Raw genomic sequence first — 22,492 nt, forward strand, 5'->3', positions numbered from 1 at the left:
GGCGGGGCTTCTCGGCGTCGCCGCCTGCAAGGGTTCGACGGGGGCCGATGGCTCTGAGGGCCCGGCCGGACCCCAGGGCCCGCAGGGTGCCCAGGGCCCTCAAGGTCCGCAGGGGCCTCAGGGGCCCGCGGGCCCCGCGGGAGGACCGCAAGGTCCACAGGGACTGAGCGCCCTGCTGGTCACCACGCCCGAGCCCGTGGGTGCCAACTGCGGTTTCGGCGGCGTCCGGATGGAGACCGGCATCGACCGGAACGGCGACGGCGAGCTGGCTGAAGACGAGGTGAACGCGTCGGCCACGAAGTACCTCTGCAACGGCGCGCAGGGTCTCAGGGGTGAGATGGGCCTGGTGGGCCCGCAGGGTCCCCGGGGAGACACCGGCGAGGTGGGGCCGATGGGGCCGCAGGGTCCCAAGGGCGACACCGGCGCGGTGGGGGCGATGGGGCTCCAGGGTCCCAAGGGCGACACCGGCGACACGGGGCCGGTAGGCCCGCAGGGCCCCATGGGCGACACCGGTGCGGTGGGGGCGGTGGGGCCCCAGGGCCCCAAGGGCGACACCGGTGACACGGGGCCGGTGGGCCCGCAGGGCCCCAAGGGCGACACGGGCACGCAAGGGGCCCAGGGTGAGTCCGGGGCGCTCGCGGTCGCCTACGGCGATGGCTCCGCGGGGGACTTCAACCTCTCCTCCTTCGCGAATCCACGCTACTTCCAGGCCGGGAACTATCCCCAGCCCGCTGGCGCCAACCTGATGTTCCACAACGTGACCATCGACGGCACGCTCATCGTGTCGAGCGGGACGATGATTCGCGCCACGGGCGACATCACCATCGGCCCGCAGGGGGCCATCATCGTCAGCCCCGACTTCCATATTCAGACCCTCAACCCGTCGCAGAAGGGCATCGCCATGTCCGCCGCCTTCGAGCACCTGGGGGGAAGGGGGCTGGACGCGGGGCGCACGGCATTGGTCTCCCGCGCCGACCTGCTGGGGGGCGGCAGTGGCTACCGCTCGACGACGAACCCCGACATCCTCGGCGGCGACGGTGGCGGGCGGCTCATCCTTGCCGCCAAGGGCAACATCATCATCCGCGGCTACATCGACGCGAACGGCCGCCAGGGCATCAACAACAGCATTCCCACCATCAACCGGCCCGCCGGCTCGCCGACACCCGTGGCGGGCGGCGGAGGCGGTGGTGGCGGGGTCGTCAGCCTCATCTCCCGAGGCACCATCACCGTGGACACCACCGGCAAGATCTACGCGAATGGCGGCAACGGGGCTGTTGGCTGGAATGGCTCCAGCCCGGTAGCGGGGCAGATGTACGGCGGCGGTGGAGGAGGCGGCGGCGGCATCATCCAGTTCCTCAGTGCGAACGCGCCCGTCATCGTGAATGCCGCCAACGTCCAGGTGAACGGTGGCACGGCGGGCAACGCGGCCGTCGCGGGTACGGCCAGCGTCCTGTCGCAGGCCGGCGGCGGCGGCGGCGCCTCCGCGGGCAATGGCGGAGAGGGCACGAGCTCGACGGTGGCCGCTGGCGCCTCCAAGCCGGGCACCGCGGGAGACATCATCAAAGTCCAGGCGGCCCAGCCGGAGTTGCTCTTCTACTGAACGGAGCGCGCCTCGCGGAAGCGGTGGGGCGGGCTGTCCATCGTGGATGGCCCGTATTCACGGTGACTGGCCACGGTCCTACCGTGGCATGCGCAGTTCCCCCGCAACTGTGAGGTCGCCATGAAGCGCTTCTCGAAGTCCCTGCTCGTCGCAGTCCTTGCTCTCGCACCCCTGTCCGCGCTGGCCCTGCCGCCTGACTGTTTCAAGAAGTGCACCTCCACTGCGCGGTGCGACAGCGTCTGTGTCGATGGATCCACGGTCATCACCTGTGGCGAGTACTGGGAGTTCTGCCCGTTCGGGCTCCAGGCCTCGCCCGGAGAATTCGAGGCGTCGGCGGAGTCCGTCCAGGCGCCCGCGGATGACTCGGAGCTCGTCTGCCGCGAGCCCGCGCGGGAGGACGCTCCGTCCGCGGAGAGCTGACACCCGGACAGCCCGCCCCTTCCATGTGAAAGGGGCGGGCCGTCACCGTCGTCAGGCGTCCGCCGCCGGACGGCACGCGGCCACCAACTCCGCGACCGCGTCGTCCCAGCGCAGGTCCTTCTGGGCGCCGTCGCGCTGGCGCAGGCGGACGCCGCCGGCCTCCACCTCGCGAGCGCCCACCACCACCAGCCACGGCGCGCCGGCTCCGTGCGCGTCGACAATCTTCCTCGACAGCGACTCACCCCGGACGTCCGCGCGGGCGCGACAGCCCGCCTCGCGCAGCCGGGCGGCGAAGCGCTCCGCGTAGTCACGGGCCGCCTCACCCACGGACGCCACCACCACCTGCTCCGGGGCGAGCCACGCCGGCAGCGCGCCGCCGTGGTGCTCCAGGAGCACGCCGATGAAGCGCTCCAGGCTGCCCAGTAGCGCACGGTGAAGCATCACCGGGCGCACTCGCGCTCCCGACGCGTCCACGTAGCGCAGGTCGAAGCGCTCGGGCAGCACCAGGTCGAGCTGAATCGTCCCGCACTGCCATGCGCGCCCCAGCCTGTCCTTCAGCACGAACTCCAGCTTCGGCCCGTAGAAGGCGCCCTGGCCCGGCTGCATGAGGCACTCCAGCCCGGCGTCCTTCGCCGCGGACAGGAGCCAGGCCTCGGCCTTGTCCCAGTTGTCGTCGCTGCCGGCGCGCTGGGCCGGACGGCTGGAGAAGGCCACCTGCACCTCGTCGAAGCCGAAGCCCGCGTAGAAGTCCTTCAGAGAGCGCGCGAAGCGCACCACCTCCTGCTGCACCTGGTCCTCGGCGCAGAAGATGTGGCCGTCGTCCTGCGTGAACTGGCGCAGGCGGAACAGGCCGTGCAGCGCGCCGCCCGGCTCGCTGCGGTGGACGAGGCCGAACTCACCCAGCCGCAGCGGCAAATCCCGGTAGCTGGGCGCCATGCGCTGCACGAGCTCGATGTGGCCCGGGCAGCTCACCGGCTTCATGGCGAGGTGCCGCTCGCCGTCCTCCACCAGGAACATGTTCTCGCGGAAGTTCTCCCAGTGGCCGCTGCGCTCCCACAAGGGCTGCGCGTAGACCTGGGGCGTACGGACTTCGTTGTAGCCCTCCGCCTGCATGCGCCGGCGGACGTGGTCCTCCAGCAGCCGGTACAGCATCAACCCGCGCGGGTGCCAGAACACCATGCCCGGGGCCTCCTCCTGCAGGTGGAAGAGGTCCAGGCGCTGGCCCAGCGAGCGGTGGTCGTGTTCGTCAAGCATGTGCAACTCCGTTTCGGAAGTGGTGAAAAGCCCATCCGGTCGGAGCGCTGAAGTGAGCGCACGGTTGCCCCGGCCGGAGAAGGCGGGGCAGGGAACCGTGCGTTCGTCAGCTCACCACGCGACGCACACCGTTCCGCGCCCGCCGAAGCGAGTCGTGGTGGTGGTCGTGGTGGTGAAGATGACGAAGCTCACGAAGATAAAACTGAGGGCTGCGCGGGAAAATGTCAACTCGCCCTCCCGGGCACCGTCTTCGGGTCCGGGCGGGAGTGGCACCTCTGCCCCGCGGGCAGGCAGGCCGGCACCGTGGAAAATCCGGGTCGGTGCGGCCTCGCCCACGGTGGCCGCCATGCAATCGCGTCACTACGGTGTCCCATGTTCATCATCCTCGGAGGAACGGGCCACATCGGCTCCGCGCTCTCGCGGCTCCTGCTCGACAGGGGCGAGCGCGTGACGGTTGTCATGCGCTCGGAAGAAAAGCGCCGCGCCTGGGAGGCCCGGGGCGCGCGGGTGGCCGTGGTGGACGTGCACGACGTCGAGGCGCTGCGCCGCGTGCTCTCTCAGGGCCGGCGCGCCTTCCTGCTCAACCCTCCCGCCGCCCCCTCCACGGACACCGCCGCCGAGGAGCGCAAGACGGTGGAGTGCATCGTCGCCGCGCTCGAGGGCTCGGGCCTGGAGAAGGTCGTCGCGCAGTCCACCTACGGGGCGCAGCCGGGCCGCAACATCGGAGACCTGGGCGTGCTCCATGACTTCGAGCAGGCACTCCATCGCCAGCCCATCCCCGCGACCATCCTCCGGGGCGCGTACTACATGAGCAATTGGGAGATGTCGCTGGAGTCGGCCCGGAACGAAGGCCGCGTGCACACGTTCTTCCCCGTCGACTTCACGCTGCCCATGGTGGCCCCGGAGGACATCGCCCGGGTTGCCGCGCGCCTGCTCACCGGGCCCGCCGAGCAGACCCCCACGCTCCACGTCGAGGGGCCGGAGCGCTACTCCGCGGGCGACGTCGCCGCCACCTTCGCCCGCGCGCTGGGGCGGCCCGTCCGCGCCGAGCCCATCCCTCCCGAGCAGTGGGAGGACGCGCTGGTGGGGCTGGGCTTCTCGAAGCCCGCCGCGCAGTCCATGGCCGCGATGACGCGCGTGACACTCGAAAAGGCGTATGAAGTGCCGGGCACGCCCGAGCGCGGCGCTACCACGCTCGAGCAGTACATCCAGGCGCTGGTCGCGCGCTGACGCTCACGCCAGCAGCGACACCAGGCCAATCATCCCGGCGATGAGGAAGAAGAGCGACTCACCGGCGATGAGCCCGCCGCCCACCAGGGACATGCTGCTCATGTCCTCGGGGAGGGCCTCGCCCTCGCCGGGGCTGCCCGCGGCGTGGGACTTCTGGCCGCGCTGCGCCAGCGTGTTCCACAGCGAGGTGAAGATGCCACCCGCGCCGAACCACAGCGCCACCGGGAAGTTCACGAAGCCGCCGAACGACGAGGCATAGGGACTGGCCAGCAGCAGCGAGTCCATGGACCACCCCACCGCGAAGCCCAGGCGCGAACCCTTGATGAAGCGCTGGTAGCCCGGGCGGCTCAGCACGCCCTTGCGCACCGCCTGGATGACGAAGCCGATGGCCAGGCCGATGAGCAGCAGCTTCACCGTGGCGTCCGACAGCGTGCCCAGCCCGCGGATGGCGCCCACCAGCTTGTACGTCATGGCCGAGCCCCACTGGCCCACCTCGGCCTTGGGGTTGTCCAACTGGTTGATGGTGAGCGCGGGGTAGGCCGCCATGAACACGCGCGCCAGGCCCACGCACAGCAGCGCGCCCATGATGACGCCGAGCACCTGGTAGCGGAACTGGAGGACGCGGTTGGTGCCCAGGCGCCAGCCGGTGGAGCGGTCCTGCTGCATGTCCACGCCCACCGAGGTGGAGACGAGGAGAATCGTGGCGCCCATGAGCCCCACCAGCGGGTTCTTCAACCCCATCAGCGACATCAGCATGACGGAGATGACGAACGCGCTGGAGATGGGGTTCTGGTCGGTGATGCCGTAGGAGATGCCGTTGATGAGCACGAACAGCAGCGCCAGGCCGAGCCCCAGCAGGAGCCAGCCCAGCGGCTGACCCAGCACCAGCGTCCCCACCAGCAGCGTCGCCGCGCCCCAGCCCAGGACCCAGGCCATCAGCCGGCCCATGTTGACCTTCTTCCAGGCCTCTTCCCCCGCCTCTTCCGCCGCCGCCGAGGTACGGGCCCGGATGCGGGCCGTCGCCTGGACGGCCAGCAGCGACAGGTCCACCGCCGCCGCGCCGCAAATCATGGCCAGCCCCAGCAGGAAGCCAATCTTGCGGAACGGCTCCGTGGGCCCGAGCCAGCCCAGCTCCCGGAAGGTGGGCAGCAGCGCCGCGCCGATGACGGCCATGACGATGGCGGGCACGGTGATGCGGCTGCCGACAATCATGCCGGCGCCCACCGTGGCGGCGCTGGTGCCGATGGCGCCCACGACGGCCACCTTCTCCGTCAGCCACGCCGTCACCGCGCCCAGCAGCGTGCCGCCGCCCAGCTTGGAGATGGACACCTTGAGCAGCCGCTTGTCGGTGAGCGCGCGGAGGATGTTCGCGACGGCGAGCCCCGACGGGTAGTCGAGCTGCAGCTTGTCCACGAGCAGCGGCGTGTAGAGCATGCCCACGCCCACGGCGAACATGCCCACGCAGCCGACGAAGAGGATGAGGTGCCAGGCGGGCGGCATCTCCATGCCCAGCCACACCATGGACTGGATGAGCACGGACATGGCGCACAGCGAGGCCACCGACGCGGCCATCGTCTGCATGTAGTTGGCGCCGTGCTTGCCCTCCGCGCCGTAGCCGTAGGTGACGGCGCTGCCGAGGATTCCCGCCAGCACCTGGCCGCCGACGAAGAAGCCCACGCTGAAGTTCATGTACGAGGCGGCGATGCCGCCCAGCGGGCCGAGGACGAGGAGCGCCACCGCGCTCAGCAGCGCGTGGTACTTCCACGTGCCCACCTCGGGCAGCCAGCCGAAGCGGGGCTGGACGAGCTCCGAGGAGGAGGACACGTCGGGAGCGGAAGGGGGCAGGGGACGCTGGGGGGCGGGTTGTGCCATGCGGCCCACAGGGTAGCGGCGTTCGCCAGGGCTGTCGCGGGGACGGCCCACGCGCACCCCGAGTCATCCAGGCCCCCCGCTCACGCGGCGCGGCATTAACATCCCCGCCATGAGATTCACCCTGCACCGGGGCGTCAGCCTGGCCGTGCTCGCCTCGGCCCGGACGGAGGCCGACCACCACGAGGACCTGGGCTGCAGTATCCAGGGCCCCACCGCGCGCCCCGTGCGCCGGGCCCACCTGCCGCTCAAGCGCCACATCGCCATGCTCGGCCGCGAGGGCGCGCTGCGCGAGGCGGACGCGCTGGTGCGCTGGCTCGAGGAGACGCCCCGCTATGCGGCCCTGTGCGAGGACGGCCGGAGGCGCCGGGGCCGGCGCGTGCTGCGGCGCGAAGTGCTCTTCCCGGAGGCCCACCGACACCGTCCGCGCGTGCTGCACCTGCGCCAGGAGTCCCTGGGCCTGGACGTCCCCGTGCGCGCGTCCGAGTGGCCCGTGGTGGCGGACCTCTTCGCCTCGCTGGCCAGGGGCGCCACCCGCGCGGAGTTGCGCGCACTCGCCGTGGCCCCCGTGGTGGCGGGGCTGCTGGCGGACCTGGGGCAGGCCGGCTGGCTGGTGAAACACGAGGCGCCCGTGGAGGTGCCCGCGCCCGGTGCCCTCTTCGTGGGGCACAACACGGTGCTGGTGTCCGGCCGCGAGGCGCGCGTGCTGGTGGACCCGTACTTCCGGCCCGCGGGCCTGGTGGACTCGCGCGGCTACGCGCCCATGCAGCCCCGGGACGTGGGGCGCGTGGACGCGGTGGTCATCACCCACTCGCATGGGGACCACTTCCACCTGGGCTCGCTGCTGCCCCTGCCCCGCGACACGCGCATCTTCGTGCCCGCGGTGGAGCGCGAGAGCCTCTTCTCCACCGACTGCGCGCTCAGGCTCTCGCAGCTCGGCTTCACGCGCGTGGAGCTGCTGCGCTGGGGCGAGTCCCGGCAGGTGGGCGACGTCACCGTGCGCGCGCTGCCCTTCCACGGCGAGCAGCCCACGGACGAGGCGGGGCCCTACCCGGACCTCTTCAACGAGGGCAACGCGTGGCTGGTGCGCGCGCCGGGCTTCTCCTCCGCCTTCTTCGCGGACTCCGGGCACGACGTGCGCGGGGACATGGGCGCGGTGTGCCGGCGGGTGCTGCGCGAGGAGGGGCCGGTGGACGTGCTCTTCTGCGGCGTGCGCGGCTTCCGGCTGGCGCCCATCTTCTTCGGCTTCAGCACGCTGGATGCCTTCCTCGTCAACGTGCCGCGCGGCGCGCTGACGAAGCCGCAGCAGCTCATGGCCGGGCCAGAGGAGGCCCTGCACTACGGCGAATTGCTGGGCGCGCGCTACGTGGTGCCGTGCGCGGACGGCGGGGCGCCCTGGTACTGGCGCGAGGGCATGGGGCCCCGCTACGAGGGCTACCCGGGACAGCCGGTGAGCGGGGCGAGCCAGCTGGACGAGAATCCGGACGCGGACCCCTACCCGGAGCGGCTCGCGGAGGTGCGCCGCGCGGTGGGGCACGGGCCGCAGTCGCTGCTCCTGCGGCCCGGCGAGGCGCTGGCGTGGAAGGGACGGAAGAAGCCGGAGGTGTTGCGCTACCCCGGCTTCACCTGGCCGTTCGGCCTGGCGGGGTGAGGGGCCGGAAGCCGGGCTCGGAGTCGAGGTGGGCGGCGACGCTCTGCGTTCCCACCCCGGTGCCGGAGCCCTCCGTCACCGTCAGCTGGGTCGTCACTGCCGGAATGGCTCACCCGACACTGGAGGGCGACGCACGCGTCCGCGCGGCGAGGCGCCGCCGGCCCTGGACGAGCTTCACGGCGTAGAGGACGGCGAGGAAGACGAGGCACGTCACGCCCAGCGCCACGAAGCGGCGGATGAGGTCTGCCTCGGCCCAGCCGTGCTCGTCCACGAGGCGGCTCGCATCGCTCAGGCCCACGCCCTCGTTCTGGCCGAAGGGGATTTCGGCGAAGTCCTTCCGGGCCTTCCACCAGGTGATGAAGCCGTCCATGAAGCTGGTGCCGCCGATGACGGCGAAGCCCCAGCGCAGGCCATGCTCGTGGATGTAGCTGCCCGCACGCGCGTACATCGTGGCCATCAGCGCGGTGCCCAGCACCATCATCCCCCCATCTCCGTTGAAGGTGATGAGCATCAGCGTCGTCTTCTCAGACAGGAGCAGTGTCCCGACGAGCTGGGTGAAGAGGAGTCCTCCGCCCGTGGCCACCTGCCAGGTGCGGCGCTGCTTCCACCCGCGCCAGGTCCAGTACCCGAGCGCCGCGGCCGCCAGCGCCGCCAGGGTGTACGAGCGCCCGAGGTTGAGCGTCTTCCACAGCGTGGGGATGGAGACGTAGCCACACAGCCACCCGGTGATGGCATGGCCCAGCTCGTGGAGCGGCATGGTGAACAGCCGCACGATGAACGCGGTCGGCCCCGCGGCGGCCCCGTAGGACACCAGCAGCACCACCGGGAGGACCCAGGTGTGAATCTTCAGCTCCCAGGCGGCGTCCTCGGCCTCGGCGTCCAGGTCCGGCGTCGGCTCGGGGAGGACGTCCGAGCGCAGCTCCCCGGGCCGCACCAGCCAGGCCGGGTCGATGAGGGGTGGCTCCTCGGGTGCCAGCGCCGCCGCTTCGGCCGGCGGGGGCGCGGCGTGCTTCGCGGCGGCCTCGCGGGCGGCGCGAGCATCCGCCCGGGCGTAGATGACGCCGCACCGGGGGCACTCCGGCCCCGCGGCGCGCGGCGACTGACAGCGGGGACAGGTGGGGGATGGGTCCACGGTGCCCGACAGCCTACCGGCCTCTGTCGGCTGGAGGGAACCCGGGCCGCCTGTCGCATCGCGGGGACACGCGTCCAACCGCGCACCGCTCGTCGCGCCCGTGCGCCCGGGACGCAGGTCTCCCTGCATGGGGGGCGCTTGAATCGGCCGGCGCACCCCACGCTGTACCCGCGCGTTCAGGGCGTCCGGGTGCAGGTCGCCCCGGACCGGGGACGCTTGACGACGGAGCACCGCCCAGCGCATGAGCGGGGCCATGTCGTCGCTGGACACCCAGACGCGCGGACGGACCTCGCGCGGCCGCCTGCGCGCGCTGGACGCGTACCTGTGCCACGCCGAGCGCGAGCTGCTCTCCCGCCGCGACGGCCCATGGGCGCGCGCCGTCTTCGTCGACGTGGGCTTCGGCGAGCACCCGTGGACGACGCTGGAGAGCGCCGAGGCCTTCCGGGCCCTCCAGCCGGAGCTGACCGTCATCGGCGTGGAGCTGGACGCGGAGCGCGCCCGCGCCGCCTGCGCCCACGCGGACGCCCGCACACACTTTCGCGAGGGCGGCTTCGAGCTGCCGCTCGGCGAGGACGAGCCCGCCCGCCTCGTGCGCGCCATGAACCTGCTGCGGCAGGGCCCGCCCGAGCGCGTCCCCGAGGTCCACCGGACGCTCGGCCGCTACCTGCTGCCAGCCGGCCTGCTGGTGGAGGGCAGCGCGGACCCGGAGGGGGCGATTCTTACCGCCCACCTGCTGCGCCGCGGACCCGACGCCGGGGCGCCGCCCCTCCGCGAGGCCCTCCTCTTCCACACGGACTTCCGCCATGGCTTCGCGCCGCTGCTGTTCCGCGACTGGCTGCCCCGGGACTTGCGCCGCCGCGTGCGACCGGGCGAGCCCATCCACGCCTTCTTCTCCGAGTGGGACGCCGCCTGGCGCGAGGCCCGTGCCGCCGGCCACTCCGCGCCCCCGGACGCCTTCCGTGAGACGGCCCCGCGACTCGCCGCCCGCACCGGTGGGGTGCAGACCGACGCGTGGCTTCTCGAGCGCGGCTTCCTCGTCTGGAAGCCGGATGGCGGCGTCAGCCTGTGAACCATGGAGCTCCAGCGATGACGCGACGCCCCCGTCATTCACGGCGGGCAGGCAGCCGGGCTGCACGTTTCTTCCTCGCTGAGAGAAGCTGAATGACAGAGGGGAGGGGCAAAGTGCGGCGCGGGCGGCTATTCTGCGCGCCTGATTTCCCGGGGCGCGAGCCCTCCAGACCTTCATGAAACGGCACTTCCTTTCCCTCATCACCGCGGGGCTCGCGGCGGCCACCTCTGGCGCCAGCATGCCCCCGCGAGGCACGACCTCCGGTCTGGCCTCGCAGGTCCTCTCCTCGGTCCGCGCGGGGACGTCGCGCTCGCGGCGGGGTAGGGAGTCGGGGGGGCCGGAATCGCAGCAGGAGATTGAGGACGCAATGGTGGAGCAGGCACCCCAGGCGCGTGTGGAGGGCCGGCCGTCCGTGCTGCTCTTCTCCGCGAGCTTCTACGGCACGCTCGCGGCCGCGCGCTGTTTCGGGCGCAACGGTATCGACGTCACGGTGGCGGACCCCGCGAAGCTGGGGCCCGCGAGCTGGTCCCGCTATGTCGGGCGCCGCGTCCAGTGTCCTCCCGAGTCCCGCGCCGAGGACTTCGTCGCGTGGCTGCTGGACTTCGGCCGGCGCGAGCCGATGCGGCACGTGCTCTACCCGACGAGCGACGAGCTGGCGTGGCTGGTGTCCGTCCACAGCGAGGCGCTCTCGCGGTACTTCCACCTCTATGACCCGGGCGTGGACGCCGTCTACGGCCTGCTCAACAAGCGCAAGCTCTTCGAGGTGGGCCAGGAAGTCGGCCTGCGGCTGCCGCGCACCTGGTTCCCCGAGTCCGAGGCGGACCTGGACGCGATTTCCCGCGAGGCGCGCTTCCCCGTCCTCATCAAGCCCACCACCCAGATTCTCTACTCCACCCACCGCAAGGGCCACCCCGTCTCGGAGCCCGCGCAGCTGGCGGAGGAGTACCGCGCCTTCTCGCGCGACGGGTACGCGGACATGCTGGTGAAGTTCGACCCGGCGGTGGCCCGTCCCATGGTGCAGGAGTTCCACCCCGAGGCGGCGCAGGGCATCTACAGCCTGTCCGGCTTCGTGGACGAGACGGGCGAGCTGTTCGAGGTGCGCGGCGCCATGAAGGTGCTCCAGCGTCCCCGCCGCCTGGGCGTGGGCGTGTGCTTCGAGTCCGCCCCGGTGCGCGAGGACCTGGCCGACGGGCTGAAGCGGCTGTGCAAGCGCCTGGGCTACCACGGCGTCTTCGAGGTGGAGTTCATCCAGACGAAGGACGACTTCCTCCTCATCGACTTCAACCCCCGCTACTACGGGCAGATGGGCTTCGACATCGCCCGGGGCCTGCCGCTGCCGCTGCTGGCGTACCACGCCGCGCTCGGTGACAGGGACTCGCTCATGCGCGAGGTGAAGGCCGCGCGCGAGTGGCAGGGACGGGGCGAGGTGTTCTGCAACCGGATTGCACTGGAGATGCTGCTCAACCTCCAGCGGCTGTCCGGCGCGCTCCCGGGGGAGGAGGCGCGCCAGTGGCGCAACTGGCTGGACTCGCACCGGGGGCTGGCGGTGGACCCCCTCATCGACTCGGATGACCTGGTGCCCACGGCGGTGGAGGTGGCGCAGATTCTCTACGTCTCCGCGCGCCACCCCCGCGCCTTCGTGCGCTCCATGGTGCTCAACCGCTGAGCCGGGCCGGCTCCGCGGGCGCCGCGTCGAACGTCACCAGGTCATCGAACGTCTCGGCGCGGCGCAGCAGCCGCTCCTTGCCACCGTCCAGCGCGATGATGGCCGGCTGGGGGAAGGAGAAGGACGTGGCGAAGGGCACGAAGTACGCCCCCGCGTCCATGATGGCCAGCGTGTCCCCCACGGACAGCTCCGGCAGCCGCTTGGCGTAGTAGAGCGTGTCGCCCGGGGTGCAGATGGGGCCCACCACCGTGTACACGCGCGAGGCCTCGGCGTCCGGCCGCTCCACGTGGAAGAGCTGGTGGTACTCGTTGCGCACGCACTCGGCATGGTTGACGCCGGCGTCCAGGACGGCCCAGGTGCGGTCCTCGCCCTGCTTGAGGGCGTGGACGTTGGCCAGCAGCAGCTGCGTGTCGCCCGTCATGGCGCGGCCCGGCTCCAGGAAGATGCGCGGGCGCGCTCGGCCCCGGCGCGCGTAGTGCGACTCCACCATTTCCACCACCAGCGCCACGTAGCGCTCGATGGAGAGCGACGCGGCCGGGTCCGGCGCGGGCACGTCGCGGAAGAAGGTGAGGTTGAGGCGCCAGTCGCGCTCGGCGATGTGCTCCGTCGTCGGCGTGCACAGGCTGCCGCCGAGGTCCAGCACCTCCAAGTCCAGCCCCAGCTCCTGGTGCAGCGTGTCCGTGAAGGCGAGCACCGACTCCACGAAGCCGGTGAGCTCGCCCTCGGTGCGGATGGTGGCGCCGCGGTGGGCGTGCAGCCCCACCACGTCCAGGTGCTTGGAGGCCCGCGCCTGCTGGTAGGCGCGCAGCGCGGCGCCTCCGGCGATGGGCGTGCCGAACTGCGCGGACCAGCCGCTGTCCGTGCTCACCCGCACCGCCACGCGCGGGCGGCGGCCCGCTTCCGCGGCGAGGCGCGAGAAGACGGCCAGCTCCTCGGTGTGGTTGGCGGCGAGCAGCTGGATGCCGAGGGAGATGGCCTCGCGCACGGAGGCCTCGGACTTCGCCGGGCCGTTGTAGACGATGCGCTCCGGGGCCACGCCCAGCTTCAGCGCCAGCCACAGCTCATAGGCGGAGATGACCTCCGCGCCCACGCCCCGCTCGTGCATGAAGGACAGCACGCCCGGGATGGGGTTCGTCTTGTACGAGTAATAGACTTCGGCGCCGCCCGCGCGGCCGGGAGGCACCGCGAGGAAGCGCTCCACGTTGCGGCCGAGCGCGGCCAGGTGCACCACGTGCAGCGGCGAGCCCCAGCGGGCCGTCAGCTCCTTGAGGGGCACGCCCTCCAGGCACAGCCCCTGGCCGGGACGGTGCTCCAGCCCCCAGTGCGAAGCGGGGATGGCGGTGCGCGCGGGCGCCATGGCCCGCTGCAGCACCGGGCGCAGCGTCTCCTTCACCTGGCGCTTCGCGGTGCCGAGGATGCGGCTCTTGAGGCTCACGAGGCCCGCCCCTGCTTCGGCAGCCGCAGCGGCAGCTTCTTGGCGACGTCGAAGGGCAGGGCACGCATCAGCAGCTGCAGGGCGCGGTACTCCAGCATGCCGTTCGTCTTGCGGTACTTGCCGTGAATCATCTCGTTGGACTGCATGACCAGCGTGCCGTCCTTGCCCAGGTTGTGCATCAGCGAGGGCCGGCCCGTGCGGTAGTGCAGGATGGGGCGGTCGACGTACACGTGGCCGTAGGCGCGGATGCCGCGCAGGTAGAAGTCCACGTCCTCGTAGACGGGGATGGAGGCGTCGAAGCCGCCCAGCGGCGCGAAGTGCTCGCGGCGCACCATGCACGCGGAATTCACATACAGCGTGCCGCGGAAGAGGATGTGCGCCACCGTCCATGCGCTGTTGGGCGTGCTGGCGCCCACCTTCGCCGCCCGCTCGAAGTACTCGCTCTTGTCCTTCAGCCAGTCCGCGTCGTCGCCGAAGGGCACCACCCAGCCCACCGCGACACCGGCGTCCGGCCGGGCGTCCAGCGCGCTCACCATGGCGTGCAGCGAGCCCTCCGCGAGCATGTCGTCGTCGTCGAGGAAGTGCAGGTAGCGGCCCTTCGCCAGGGTGGCCCCGTGGTTGCGCACCACCGCCGGGCGGCCCTTGGAGGGCGGGTCATTCACGAGGTAGCGCACCCGCGCGTCCCCCAGCCCCTCCACCGTCGCGCGCGCGGTGCCCTCGGGCGTGTCATCCAGGACGATGACCTCCACGCTCACCCCCTCCTGGCGGAGCACGGAGCGGATGGCCTCCACCACTTCCTTCTCTCTCTTGTGGGTGGGCATCACCACCGAGACATCAATCGCTGACATGCCGGGACTTATATGCGGTGGCGCCCACGGCCGGGAAGACGCCTTCCCACCTGTGGGACACGCGTGCCTGTTTGCTTCCGCGCGCGTTCCCGGCTGCCTGCCTGGATGCTGATGTTCTGGGAATCACCGCGTACCCGCGGCCCGCGCAGGAACTGCGTCCAGGGCAGGCGGGCACGCGTTCATTGCTGACGCGCCGCCGTCGCGGGCGGACGCGTCGCCGGGCCGCTCAGTAGCTGGCGACCGGGAAGTCGAAGTCGTCGTAACCCCCTACGGTGTCGTCCCCGACCTCTGGGGAAACCGTGACAGGTAGGGCAGAGATGTCGGGGTTTGCGGGGCGGACGAACGAGCGGGACACGATGGAGGCGTCGGTGCCATCCCAGTCCCGAGAGCCCAGCGCCGAGCGTGCCGAGAGGCCAGAGACTTCGAGCTCCCCGTACGAAACGCGGTCCAGCCAGGGCTGCATGCTGTCGCGGGCCATATGCTTCCTCCTGCCCCCCCACGGGCGGCGTGTGGATGTTCTGCAGTTGGCATGCCAGTCCGTCCCCCAGGGAGGGGATGCCCCCGTCGCGGCATGGAGGTCGCGGCCGGTGGGCCGCGCGAGGCCCTCCGGACGCACGGCACCCGGGCCTGCGTGTGCGACTTGACGCCGGGAGGTCCGCCGGACAGGAACGAGGACGCACATGGCCCTGCTCCTGGCTCACGACGTCGAGGCTCCCCGCCCCTGCAGCTACCTGCCGGAGCAGGAGGCCTCCCTGGAAAATCTCCTGATGCAGGACGTCACGGCGGAGGAGTACGAGCACCTGCTGGTGCGCGGGTGGCGCCGCTTCGGGCCGGTGTACTTCCGGCCCGCCTGCTCGGCCTGCAACGAGTGCGTCTCGCTGCGCATCCCCGTGGAGGGCTTCCGCCCCAACCGCAGCCAGCGCCGGGCGCGCGCCGCGTGCGCCCACCTGCGGGTGGAGGTGGGCACGCCCCGGGTGGACCCGTCCCGGCTGGCCCTGTACCGGGCGTGGCACGCGGAGCGCGAGGCCGCGCGCGAGTGGAACCCGTCGCCCATCACCGCGCGCGACTACTCGCTCCAGTTCTCCTTCCCGCACCCGTCCGCGCGCGAGCTGGCCTGGTACGACGACGGCGCGGAAGGAGGCCCGAAGCTGGTGGGCGTGGGCCTGTGCGACGAGACGCCCCGCGCCTGGAGCGCGGTGTACTTCTTCTATGACCCGGCCTACGCGCACCTGTCGCTCGGCACCGCCAACGTGGTGCGCCAGGTGGACCTGGCCCGCGAGCGCGGCATCCCCCACGTGTACCTGGGCTACCGGGTGATGGCGTGCGCGTCGCTGCGCTACAAGGGCGGGTTCCGTCCGCACGAGTTGCTGCGGGAGCGGCCCGCGCTGGATGCGCCGCCCCCGTGGGTGCCGGCGCCGGTGCCTTCCGACGAGCCGTGAGGCTCAGCCCCCGTCCAGCAGCGCCTGGGTGAAGTGCTGGCGCAGCCGGCGCTCATACTCCGTGGGTGCCACCTTTGCGTACTGTCCGTGGCCGGCACCCTGTACCACCCACAGGGCCTTGGGCTCACAGGCCGCGCGGAAGAGGCTGGCCTGGAGCTTGGCCGGTGCGTCCGGGTCCACGTCCCCGTTGATGAGCAGCAGGGGGCGCCCCTGGAGCCGGCACATGCCGTCGATGGGGCGCACCGCCTGCACGTCCACGCCCGCCTGGCGCAGCGTCCACAGCACCGGCTCCGCGCTCAGCGCGCCCCAGCGGCCGTAGCCCGAGTACACGTCCGCCTCGAGCGCGGGAAAGGCCCCCGCCGCGGCCACCGCCTTCACGCGCGCGTCGGTGCTGGCCACCAGCAGCGCGGTGGTGCCGCCCATGGAGAAGCCGAACAGCCCCACCCGGGCCGGGTCCACGTCCGGGCGCGCGGAGACGAAGTCCAGCGCCGCCGTCACGTCGCGCCGCTCGCCGTCACCCCACGTCACGCGCTCGCCGTCGCTCTCGCCGTGCGCGCGCGAATCGAAGACGAGGACGCCGAAGCCCGCCCGGGTGAGCACGCGCGCCTCGAAGAGCAGCTGCGCGCGGTTGCCCGCGAAGCCGTGCACGAGCACCACCGCCGCCCGGTTTCGCGACGGCACGTACCAGCCACGCAGCGTCAAGCCGTCCACCGTGGTGAAGGCCACGTCCTCCAGCCCCGCCAGCTCGCCCGTGGCCGCCGGGCGCTCCGCCGGCACGCGGGGTGGGTGCAGCAGACCCTGGCCGATGCGGTACCCGTTGAAGGCGAGGTAGCCACCGGCGGCGAGCGCCCCCAGCAGGGGCACCAGCAGGACGAGGAGGAGCGGGCGGAGACGGGTGTGCACGGTGGGCGTCAGGTAGGAGCCGAAAAGGGAGACTAGCCGAGCGGGTCCGTGATTCCTCCCATCAAGCTCGGTTGCTTCACGAGAGGCCGGACGCTAGGGGTTACCTTGGCGCCCAAATATCCTTGGGCTACGGTGCCGCCTGCCTTCTGGGAGTGAGGCTGATGCTCGTGCAGCAACAGGTTGAAGCAACCGAGGCCTCCACCTCCACGAGGAAGCGTGTGCTCTTCACGCTGGTGTTCCTGGCGGGAGGCGGCATCGAGCGCGCGGTGTGCAACGTGCTGGCGGGGCTGAACCCGAAGCGGTTCGCCACCAAGATGTTCTTCCACCACCAGCCGCATCCGGACAGCCCGACGGACCGCATCCCCGAACACACCGAGGTCGCCTGGGGCACGGAGGCCTTCTCCTATCAGCGCACGATGCTCCCGCGCTTCTTCTGGCGGCTCATGCAGGAGGCCCGCGACGCGGACGTCATCGTCGCCGGCCAGGAGGGCCGGGCCGCGCTGATTGCCTGGCTCGCCGGGAAGCTGTTGCGCAAGCCCGTGGTGGGGATGATCCACTTCGACTGGGGCGCCTTCAGCCACGAGCAGCCCCGGCGGCAGCTCTGGGGCCTGCGCCTGCTCTACCCGCGCATGCAGCGCGTCGTCGCGTGCGGCCACGACACGGCGAAGGCCTTCCAGGCGCTGGTGCCCATGAAGCCCGGGCAGCTCCAGGTCATCCCCAACTTCGTGGACGGCGACAAGGTGCGGGCGGCCGGCGAGGCGCCGCTGCCCGACTGGGCCGAGCCCATCTACCAGAAGCCCGTGGTCGTCGGGGTGGGGCGGATGGAGGCCCAGAAGGCCTTCGACGTGCTCATCCGCGCCCATGCGCTCCAGCGCGCGGCGGGCTCGGACCACCACCTGCTCCTCGTGGGAGATGGCTCGCTCACGGAGGAGCTCAAGGCGCTGGTGAAGTCGCTGGGCGTGGAGTCGTCCGTCTTCTTTCCGGGCTTCGTCTCCAACCCCCACGCCTTCATGCGCCGGGCGGCCGTCTTCGCCATGTCCTCGCGCTTCGAGGGGCTTCCCATGGTGCTGCTGGAGGCGCTCGCCCTGGGCTGCCCCGTCGTCAGCACGGACTGCCCCTCCGGGCCGGCGGAGGTGCTGGAGCACGGCAAGCACGGCTTGATGGTGCCCATGGAGGACCCCCAGGCCCTGGCGACCGCGCTGGAGCGCGTCGTGGGTGACACGGCCTTCCGGCAGGACCTGTCCGACCGGGCCCGCAGGCGCGCGGAGGAGCTCTCCGCCGAGCGGGCCCTGGGCGCCTGGGAGAGCCTGCTCTCGTCCGTCTGACCCCCTGGCTGGGGGATGGAATGGGGGCCCCGGCGTTGTTGAACGGCTCCGAGGCGCAAGGAAACCCTTGCCGGCCCCGGGCGGCTTCAACAGGATTCGCCCCCATCATGACGACGACGAACGAGACGCAGGGCCTGAACTTCCTCCAGGAAATCATCGAGGAAGACCGGCGCACCGGGAAGCACGGCGGACGCGTGCACACCCGCTTCCCGCCCGAGCCCAACGGCTACCTCCACATCGGCCACGCCAAGTCCATCTGCCTCAACTTCGGGCTGGCGAACCAATACGGGGGCAAGTGCAACCTGCGCTTCGACGACACCAACCCCGTCACCGAGGACACCGACTACGTCGAGTCCATCCAGAAGGACGTGAAGTGGCTCGGCTTCGACTGGGAGGACCGCAAGTACTTCGCGTCCGACTACTTCCCGAAGCTGTATGACTTCGCCGTGGAGCTCATCAAGCAGGGCAAGGCGTACGTGTGCAGCCTGTCGGCGGACGAGATTCGCGAGTACCGCGGCGACTTCACCACGCCGGGCCGTGACAGCCCGTACCGCAACCGCTCCGTGGACGAGAACCTGGACCTCTTCCACCGCATGCGCGCGGGCGAGTTCTCCGACGGCAAGCACACCCTGCGGGCGAAAATCGACATGACGTCGCCCAACCCGGTGCTGAGAGACCCGCCCATCTACCGCATCCGTCACGCGCACCACCACCGCACCGGCGACGCGTGGCCCATCTACCCGCTCTACGACTTCGCGCACTGCCTGTCGGATGCGATTGAGGGGATTACGCACTCCGTCTGCACGCTGGAGTTCGAGAACCGGCGCGTGCTGTACGACTGGATTGTCGACGCCCTCATCCAGGGGGACCGGCCGTACCAGTACGAGTTCTCCCGGCTGAACCTCAACTACACGGTGATGAGCAAGCGCAAGCTGCTCAAGCTGGTGAACGAGGGGATGGTGTCCGGCTGGGACGACCCGCGCATGATGACCATCTCCGGCCTGCGCCGGCGCGGCTTCACCCCGGCGTCCATCCGCGACTTCGCGACGCGCGTGGGGGTGAGCAAGACGCAGCAGCTCATCGACATGGGGCTCTTGGAGCTGTGCATCCGCGAGGACCTCAACGAGACGGCCCCCCGCGCCATGGGCGTGCTGCGCCCGCTGAAGGTGGTGCTGGAGAACTACCCGGAGGGCCAGGTGGAGAGCCTGGAGGTGCAGAACCATCCGCAGAAGCCGGAGATGGGGACGCGCCAGGTGCCCTTCATGCGCGAGCTGTACATCGAGGCGGACGACTTCATGGAGGACCCGCCGAAGGGCTTCTTCCGGCTCGCGCCCGGCAAGGAGGTGCGCCTGCGCTCGGCGTACTTCATCAAGTGCGAGAAGGTCATCAAGGACGCCGCGGGCCACGTGGTGGAGCTGCGCTGCACGTATGACGCCGCGACGCGCGGGGGCAACGCGCCGGATGGCCGCAAGGTGAAGGGCACGCTGCACTGGGTGCCGGGCAACGCGCCCACCGCCGAGGTGCGCCTGTACGACAGGCTCTTCTCCGTGGAGAACCCGGGCGCGGACGACGAGACGGACTTCACCACCTTCCTCAACCCGAGCAGCCTCCAGGTGCTCCGGGACGCGCGCGTGGAGCCCATGCTGGCGGACGCCGCCGCGGAGTCCCGCTTCCAGTTCGAGCGCCAGGGCTACTTCTACGTGGACCCGAAGGACTCGAAGCCCGGCAAGCCCGTTTTCAACCGCACGGTGACGCTGAAGGACTCGTGGGTGAAGGAGCAGGTGAAGGGGAAGTAGTCGCGGGGCCTCAGGGGGCCGCCGGCTTCGGTGGCACCCGGCACGCGGCATGGCCGAGGATGACGTCCCCGTCGACGGTGCTCGTCGGCGTGGGCGTCCACCCCGCGGCGAGCCGGGCGTCGAGCAGCTCATCGGCCTTCGGTTGGTGGTCCCACACGGAGACCGCAGTCACACCGCCCAGTCAGGTGGTGTCGAAGACGAGGTAGCGCCCGTTCTCCCAGGGCATCACCACGTCGTGGGTGAACTCGTCCTGGACCACGACTTCCGCCACGTCGCGGGGCGGCGTGTGCGCGAAGCCCCAGCGCACCACGTCCTGGAGCAGGGTGAGCGGCGCGAGCTCCCGCTCCAGCGCGGCGCGCTGCTCGGCGGGCAGTCCGGAGGAGTCCTTCAGGGGCACCATGCCGGCAGCATAGCGCGGGCGGCCGGGCGTCTGCTCCACCGGGCGCCCCGGACCGGGGGACGAGGCAGGCACGCGAGGGGTGGTTGAATCACAGCCGCCCGGAGGCCACTCCTCCCATGAGGCTCTGGACATTCCGCCCGGACCATCGAGGAGGCTCGCGCGTCATGGCCTGTGGCACGCTCCCACGCTTGTGGCCCCCGCCGACGCAGGCCCAGGTGGACGCCATCATCCGCATGGAGGACCCGGTCCTCCGCAACCTCCACATCACCCAGACGTACCACGTGCTGAAGGTGGCCCTCACCGACGTCTTCGGTGAAGAGGACGTCAACTGGTGCGGCTTCGCCACCTGGGCGTCCAAGACGGCGGGCGCCTTCATCCGCAAGGACGTGCTGCCCGGGCTGCTGGCCGACTTGCTGGACCGCGCCGACGCGGTGACGCGAAGCATCGCCGAGCTGCAGGACCGGCTGCTCGGTGCGTGGGGCGCGTCGGTGGGCATCCAGTTCGTGCTGGCGCGGACGCTGGAGGACATCACCGACGAGGTCGCCCGCCATGCGGCGCGCGGCAACTTCATCGTCTTCGAGGAGCTGGGCCCGCTCTACGTGGACCTGCTGGAGACCTTCGCCGGCCTGGACGGGCCGGACCCGTCACGGCTGGAGCAGGTGCTGTCGCGGCTGTCGCCGGGGCCGGTGGAGGAGGGCGGGCAGGACCTGCTCATCCGCGCGGTGAAGGCGTACTACGAGGCCATGTTCACCCGGGACAGGAAGGCCCGCGCGGAGCTGATGTTCCTGGGCAACGCGCTGGTGGGGTACCACGAGCAGACGCGGCTGCAGGGGCCCGTGCTGGCCGCGCTGAACGCGCCGCTGCGCGAGGTGTTCCTGGACAACCTGGTGGAGTTCGCCCGGGCGGACTCGAACCGGCGCATGCGGGGCATGCCCGAGTGGGGCTTGCGCGGGGCCTTCACGCCGCTGGCCACGCGGCTGGAGCGCATCTGGCGCGAGCTGGAGACGCGCACGCTGATGCGGCTGGAGCTGCCGGACATGACGCTGCGGCTGGGCGAGGACATCCCCGCGCTTGCTTCCGAGCGGGACTTCCCGCCGCTGCTGGTGCGGCTGGAGCACCCGGACCTGGTGGCGCTGATGGCCGAGCTGGACCGCACCCCGGACGACACGGCGGGCAGCGCGGCGCGGGACTGGGGGAGCCTGGGGGACCGGATGAACCTCATCGTGGACCTGTTCCGCACGCGGCAGCAGGACCGGCTCCTGTATGACCAGCCCTTCACCTTCCTCCAGGTGGACGCGTTCCAGGCGGGGCGGGTGCCGCACGGAAGGTTATGAGGGCTCACCGGTGCCGGTGGGGGCCTCGCGCGTCATCTCCACCATGGTGGGGCGCCAGCCGAGCCTGGCGAACATGCGCTGGGCGGCCTCGTTCTTCGCGGCGACGTGGAGGACGACACGGGGCACGCCGAGCGCGGTGAGGCGCTTCATGAGCTCCTCGGCGAGCAGCGGGCCCACGCCGGCGCGGCGGGCCTTCTCGTCCACCCAGATGTCGTGGAAGCCGCCGCAGCGGTCCAGCAGGGCATTCCAGTCCACGTCCTCCACGCGGCCGTAGGCGTAGCCGACGACTTCACCGTCCAGCTCCGCGACGATGACGACGGCCTTCTTGTTCTTCGCCTCCTTGCCCAGCCACCAGCGGTAGCCGGACTCCACGTCCTCCGGGAGCATGAAGCGCTGCGAGTCGAAGTCATGGTGCAGGCGCGCGAGCGCCGCGCCCATGCGGCCCAGGGCGGATTCGTCGGAAGGCTTCGCGGGGCGGAGGGTGACGGGCATGGCGTGGCTTCTATGGCGTGACGCCTCGGAATGCGATGCGGCGGGTGGGGGGTGTGAAAGAAACCCCACAAGGGCCTGACAAGTTCAACGGGATATGCTTTGTATGCGCGCGCTCGACAAGCATTCGGCGGCGAGGGTCTCAGGGGCCTCCTTCGTCGCGGACGCTTTCGACGGGACTCGTCTAGATGTGGTGTCAGATTTCTCGCTCCATCCATCTGGGGATGGTGGGGCTGTTCCTCCTCGGCGTGCTGAGCGCCGATGTGGCAGAGGCCTCGTGTGCTCCAGGGACTCCCAGCTCTGTCGAGACATGCAACGGCCTGGATGACGACTGTGATGGCCTGTTCGATGAGGACGGCGTCTGTCGCTCGGACTCGCTGACCTGCCAATGCCAGCCGTTGACGTGCGCGGGCGTCGGCTTCGACTGCGGTAGCGCTCCTGACGGCTGCGGCGGGACGCTCGATTGTGGCGTCTGTCCCGCCGGGCAGTCGTGTGGCGCGAGTGGCGCTCCCAACGTCTGTGGCAACGGGGACGGCTGCATTCCCTTCCCGAAGGCCACCGCGTGCTCCGGGAAGAGCTGTGGTTCGGTGCCAGATGGGTGCGCTGGGACGTACAGCTGTGGCACCTGCTCG

The 22,492-nt window shown here is 71.2% G+C and carries 21 protein-coding genes; 10 read left to right on the forward strand and 11 right to left on the reverse strand.

Going from position 1 to position 22,492, the window contains the following annotated elements; genetic code table 11:
- Positions 1-229: 229 nt before the first annotated feature.
- Together ACX9TP_RS13385 and ACX9TP_RS13390 are read left to right on the forward strand one after the other, a co-directional pair.
- Positions 230-1,600 carry a DUF7151 family protein gene (locus ACX9TP_RS13385; protein WP_482980106.1) on the forward strand — a complete coding sequence of 457 codons (1,371 nt, stop codon included), beginning with the start codon at positions 230-232 and terminating at the stop codon, positions 1,598-1,600.
- A gap of 120 nt (positions 1,601-1,720) precedes the next feature.
- Positions 1,721-2,020: a hypothetical protein gene (locus ACX9TP_RS13390; protein WP_482980107.1), complete on the forward strand. Its 300-nt coding sequence runs from the start codon at positions 1,721-1,723 to the stop codon at positions 2,018-2,020.
- Between the two features lie 51 nt (positions 2,021-2,071).
- Here the strand turns inward: ACX9TP_RS13390 and thrS are convergent, their stop codons facing one another.
- Together thrS and ACX9TP_RS13400 are read right to left on the reverse strand one after the other, a co-directional pair.
- Positions 2,072-3,274 (reverse strand): threonine--tRNA ligase, encoded by a 1,203-nt coding sequence (thrS, locus tag ACX9TP_RS13395; RefSeq protein ID WP_482980108.1) that lies wholly within the window; start codon positions 3,272-3,274, stop codon positions 2,072-2,074.
- Between the two features lie 111 nt (positions 3,275-3,385).
- The gene (locus tag ACX9TP_RS13400; protein WP_482980109.1) at positions 3,386-3,622 is read right to left on the reverse strand and encodes a hypothetical protein; all 237 of its coding nucleotides are present in this window, start codon (positions 3,620-3,622) and stop codon (positions 3,386-3,388) included.
- Positions 3,623-3,646: 24 nt separating this feature from the next.
- On the opposite strand from ACX9TP_RS13400, the gene ACX9TP_RS13405 reads away from it, so the two are divergent.
- Positions 3,647-4,504 (forward strand): NmrA family NAD(P)-binding protein, encoded by an 858-nt coding sequence (locus ACX9TP_RS13405; protein WP_482980110.1) that lies wholly within the window; start codon positions 3,647-3,649, stop codon positions 4,502-4,504.
- 3 nt (positions 4,505-4,507) lie between these two features.
- Here ACX9TP_RS13405 and ACX9TP_RS13410 read toward each other — a convergent pair whose 3' ends face one another.
- Entirely contained in the window at positions 4,508-6,376 is a 1,869-nt protein-coding gene (locus tag ACX9TP_RS13410; protein ID WP_482980111.1) for an OPT/YSL family transporter, read from the reverse strand.
- Between the two features lie 109 nt (positions 6,377-6,485).
- On the opposite strand from ACX9TP_RS13410, the gene ACX9TP_RS13415 reads away from it, so the two are divergent.
- A complete protein-coding gene (locus tag ACX9TP_RS13415; RefSeq protein ID WP_482980112.1) occupies positions 6,486-8,024 on the forward strand; it encodes an MBL fold metallo-hydrolase in 1,539 nt (512 codons plus the stop codon).
- A gap of 109 nt (positions 8,025-8,133) precedes the next feature.
- Here the strand turns inward: ACX9TP_RS13415 and ACX9TP_RS13420 are convergent, their stop codons facing one another.
- Positions 8,134-9,156 (reverse strand): hypothetical protein, encoded by a 1,023-nt coding sequence (locus ACX9TP_RS13420; RefSeq protein WP_482980113.1) that lies wholly within the window; start codon positions 9,154-9,156, stop codon positions 8,134-8,136.
- 253 nt (positions 9,157-9,409) lie between these two features.
- Here ACX9TP_RS13420 and ACX9TP_RS13425 point away from each other — a divergent pair, with 253 nt between their 5' ends.
- Entirely contained in the window at positions 9,410-10,225 is an 816-nt protein-coding gene (locus ACX9TP_RS13425) for a methylase (protein WP_482980114.1), read from the forward strand.
- A 175-nt stretch (positions 10,226-10,400) separates the two neighbouring features.
- On the forward strand, positions 10,401-11,891 hold the full coding sequence (locus tag ACX9TP_RS13430) for a carboxylate--amine ligase (RefSeq protein ID WP_482980115.1): 1,491 nt from the start codon (positions 10,401-10,403) through the stop codon (positions 11,889-11,891).
- Here the strand turns inward: ACX9TP_RS13430 and ACX9TP_RS13435 are convergent.
- From ACX9TP_RS13435 to ACX9TP_RS13445, 3 genes are all read right to left on the reverse strand, one after another.
- Entirely contained in the window at positions 11,881-13,326 is a 1,446-nt protein-coding gene (locus ACX9TP_RS13435) for a type III PLP-dependent enzyme domain-containing protein (RefSeq protein WP_482980116.1), read from the reverse strand. The two genes, ACX9TP_RS13430 and ACX9TP_RS13435, sit on opposite strands and share 11 nt — an antisense overlap.
- Entirely contained in the window at positions 13,323-14,174 is an 852-nt protein-coding gene (locus ACX9TP_RS13440) for a glycosyltransferase family 2 protein (RefSeq protein WP_482980117.1), read from the reverse strand. The genes ACX9TP_RS13435 and ACX9TP_RS13440 overlap by 4 nt, the downstream gene beginning before the upstream one ends.
- Before the next feature lie 226 nt (positions 14,175-14,400).
- A complete protein-coding gene (locus ACX9TP_RS13445) occupies positions 14,401-14,652 on the reverse strand; it encodes a hypothetical protein (protein WP_482980118.1) in 252 nt (83 codons plus the stop codon).
- A gap of 202 nt (positions 14,653-14,854) precedes the next feature.
- Between ACX9TP_RS13445 and ACX9TP_RS13450 the strand changes: the two genes are divergently transcribed.
- The gene (locus ACX9TP_RS13450; protein WP_482980119.1) at positions 14,855-15,613 is read left to right on the forward strand and encodes an arginyltransferase; all 759 of its coding nucleotides are present in this window, start codon (positions 14,855-14,857) and stop codon (positions 15,611-15,613) included.
- A 3-nt stretch (positions 15,614-15,616) separates the two neighbouring features.
- Here ACX9TP_RS13450 and ACX9TP_RS13455 read toward each other — a convergent pair whose 3' ends face one another.
- The gene (locus ACX9TP_RS13455) at positions 15,617-16,516 is read right to left on the reverse strand and encodes an alpha/beta hydrolase (protein ID WP_482980120.1); all 900 of its coding nucleotides are present in this window, start codon (positions 16,514-16,516) and stop codon (positions 15,617-15,619) included.
- A 161-nt stretch (positions 16,517-16,677) separates the two neighbouring features.
- Here ACX9TP_RS13455 and ACX9TP_RS13460 point away from each other — a divergent pair, with 161 nt between their 5' ends.
- A complete protein-coding gene (locus tag ACX9TP_RS13460; RefSeq protein WP_482980121.1) occupies positions 16,678-17,841 on the forward strand; it encodes a glycosyltransferase in 1,164 nt (387 codons plus the stop codon).
- A 107-nt stretch (positions 17,842-17,948) separates the two neighbouring features.
- Positions 17,949-19,637: a glutamine--tRNA ligase/YqeY domain fusion protein gene (locus tag ACX9TP_RS13465; RefSeq protein WP_482980122.1), complete on the forward strand. Its 1,689-nt coding sequence runs from the start codon at positions 17,949-17,951 to the stop codon at positions 19,635-19,637.
- Positions 19,638-19,647: 10 nt separating this feature from the next.
- On the opposite strand, the gene ACX9TP_RS13470 is transcribed toward ACX9TP_RS13465, so the two are convergent.
- The gene (locus ACX9TP_RS13470; RefSeq protein WP_482980123.1) at positions 19,648-19,809 is read right to left on the reverse strand and encodes a hypothetical protein; all 162 of its coding nucleotides are present in this window, start codon (positions 19,807-19,809) and stop codon (positions 19,648-19,650) included.
- Between the two features lie 9 nt (positions 19,810-19,818).
- The gene (locus ACX9TP_RS13475) at positions 19,819-20,037 is read right to left on the reverse strand and encodes a hypothetical protein (protein ID WP_482980124.1); all 219 of its coding nucleotides are present in this window, start codon (positions 20,035-20,037) and stop codon (positions 19,819-19,821) included.
- A gap of 164 nt (positions 20,038-20,201) precedes the next feature.
- Between ACX9TP_RS13475 and ACX9TP_RS13480 the strand changes: the two genes are divergently transcribed.
- Positions 20,202-21,371 (forward strand): hypothetical protein, encoded by a 1,170-nt coding sequence (locus ACX9TP_RS13480; protein ID WP_482980125.1) that lies wholly within the window; start codon positions 20,202-20,204, stop codon positions 21,369-21,371.
- Here ACX9TP_RS13480 and ACX9TP_RS13485 read toward each other — a convergent pair.
- Positions 21,366-21,863, reverse strand: a complete 498-nt coding sequence (locus ACX9TP_RS13485) for a GNAT family N-acetyltransferase (protein ID WP_482980126.1) — start codon at positions 21,861-21,863, stop codon at positions 21,366-21,368. The two genes, ACX9TP_RS13480 and ACX9TP_RS13485, sit on opposite strands and share 6 nt — an antisense overlap.
- Positions 21,864-22,492 lie beyond the last annotated feature (629 nt).

The organism is Pyxidicoccus sp. M15, from assembly GCF_056858435.1.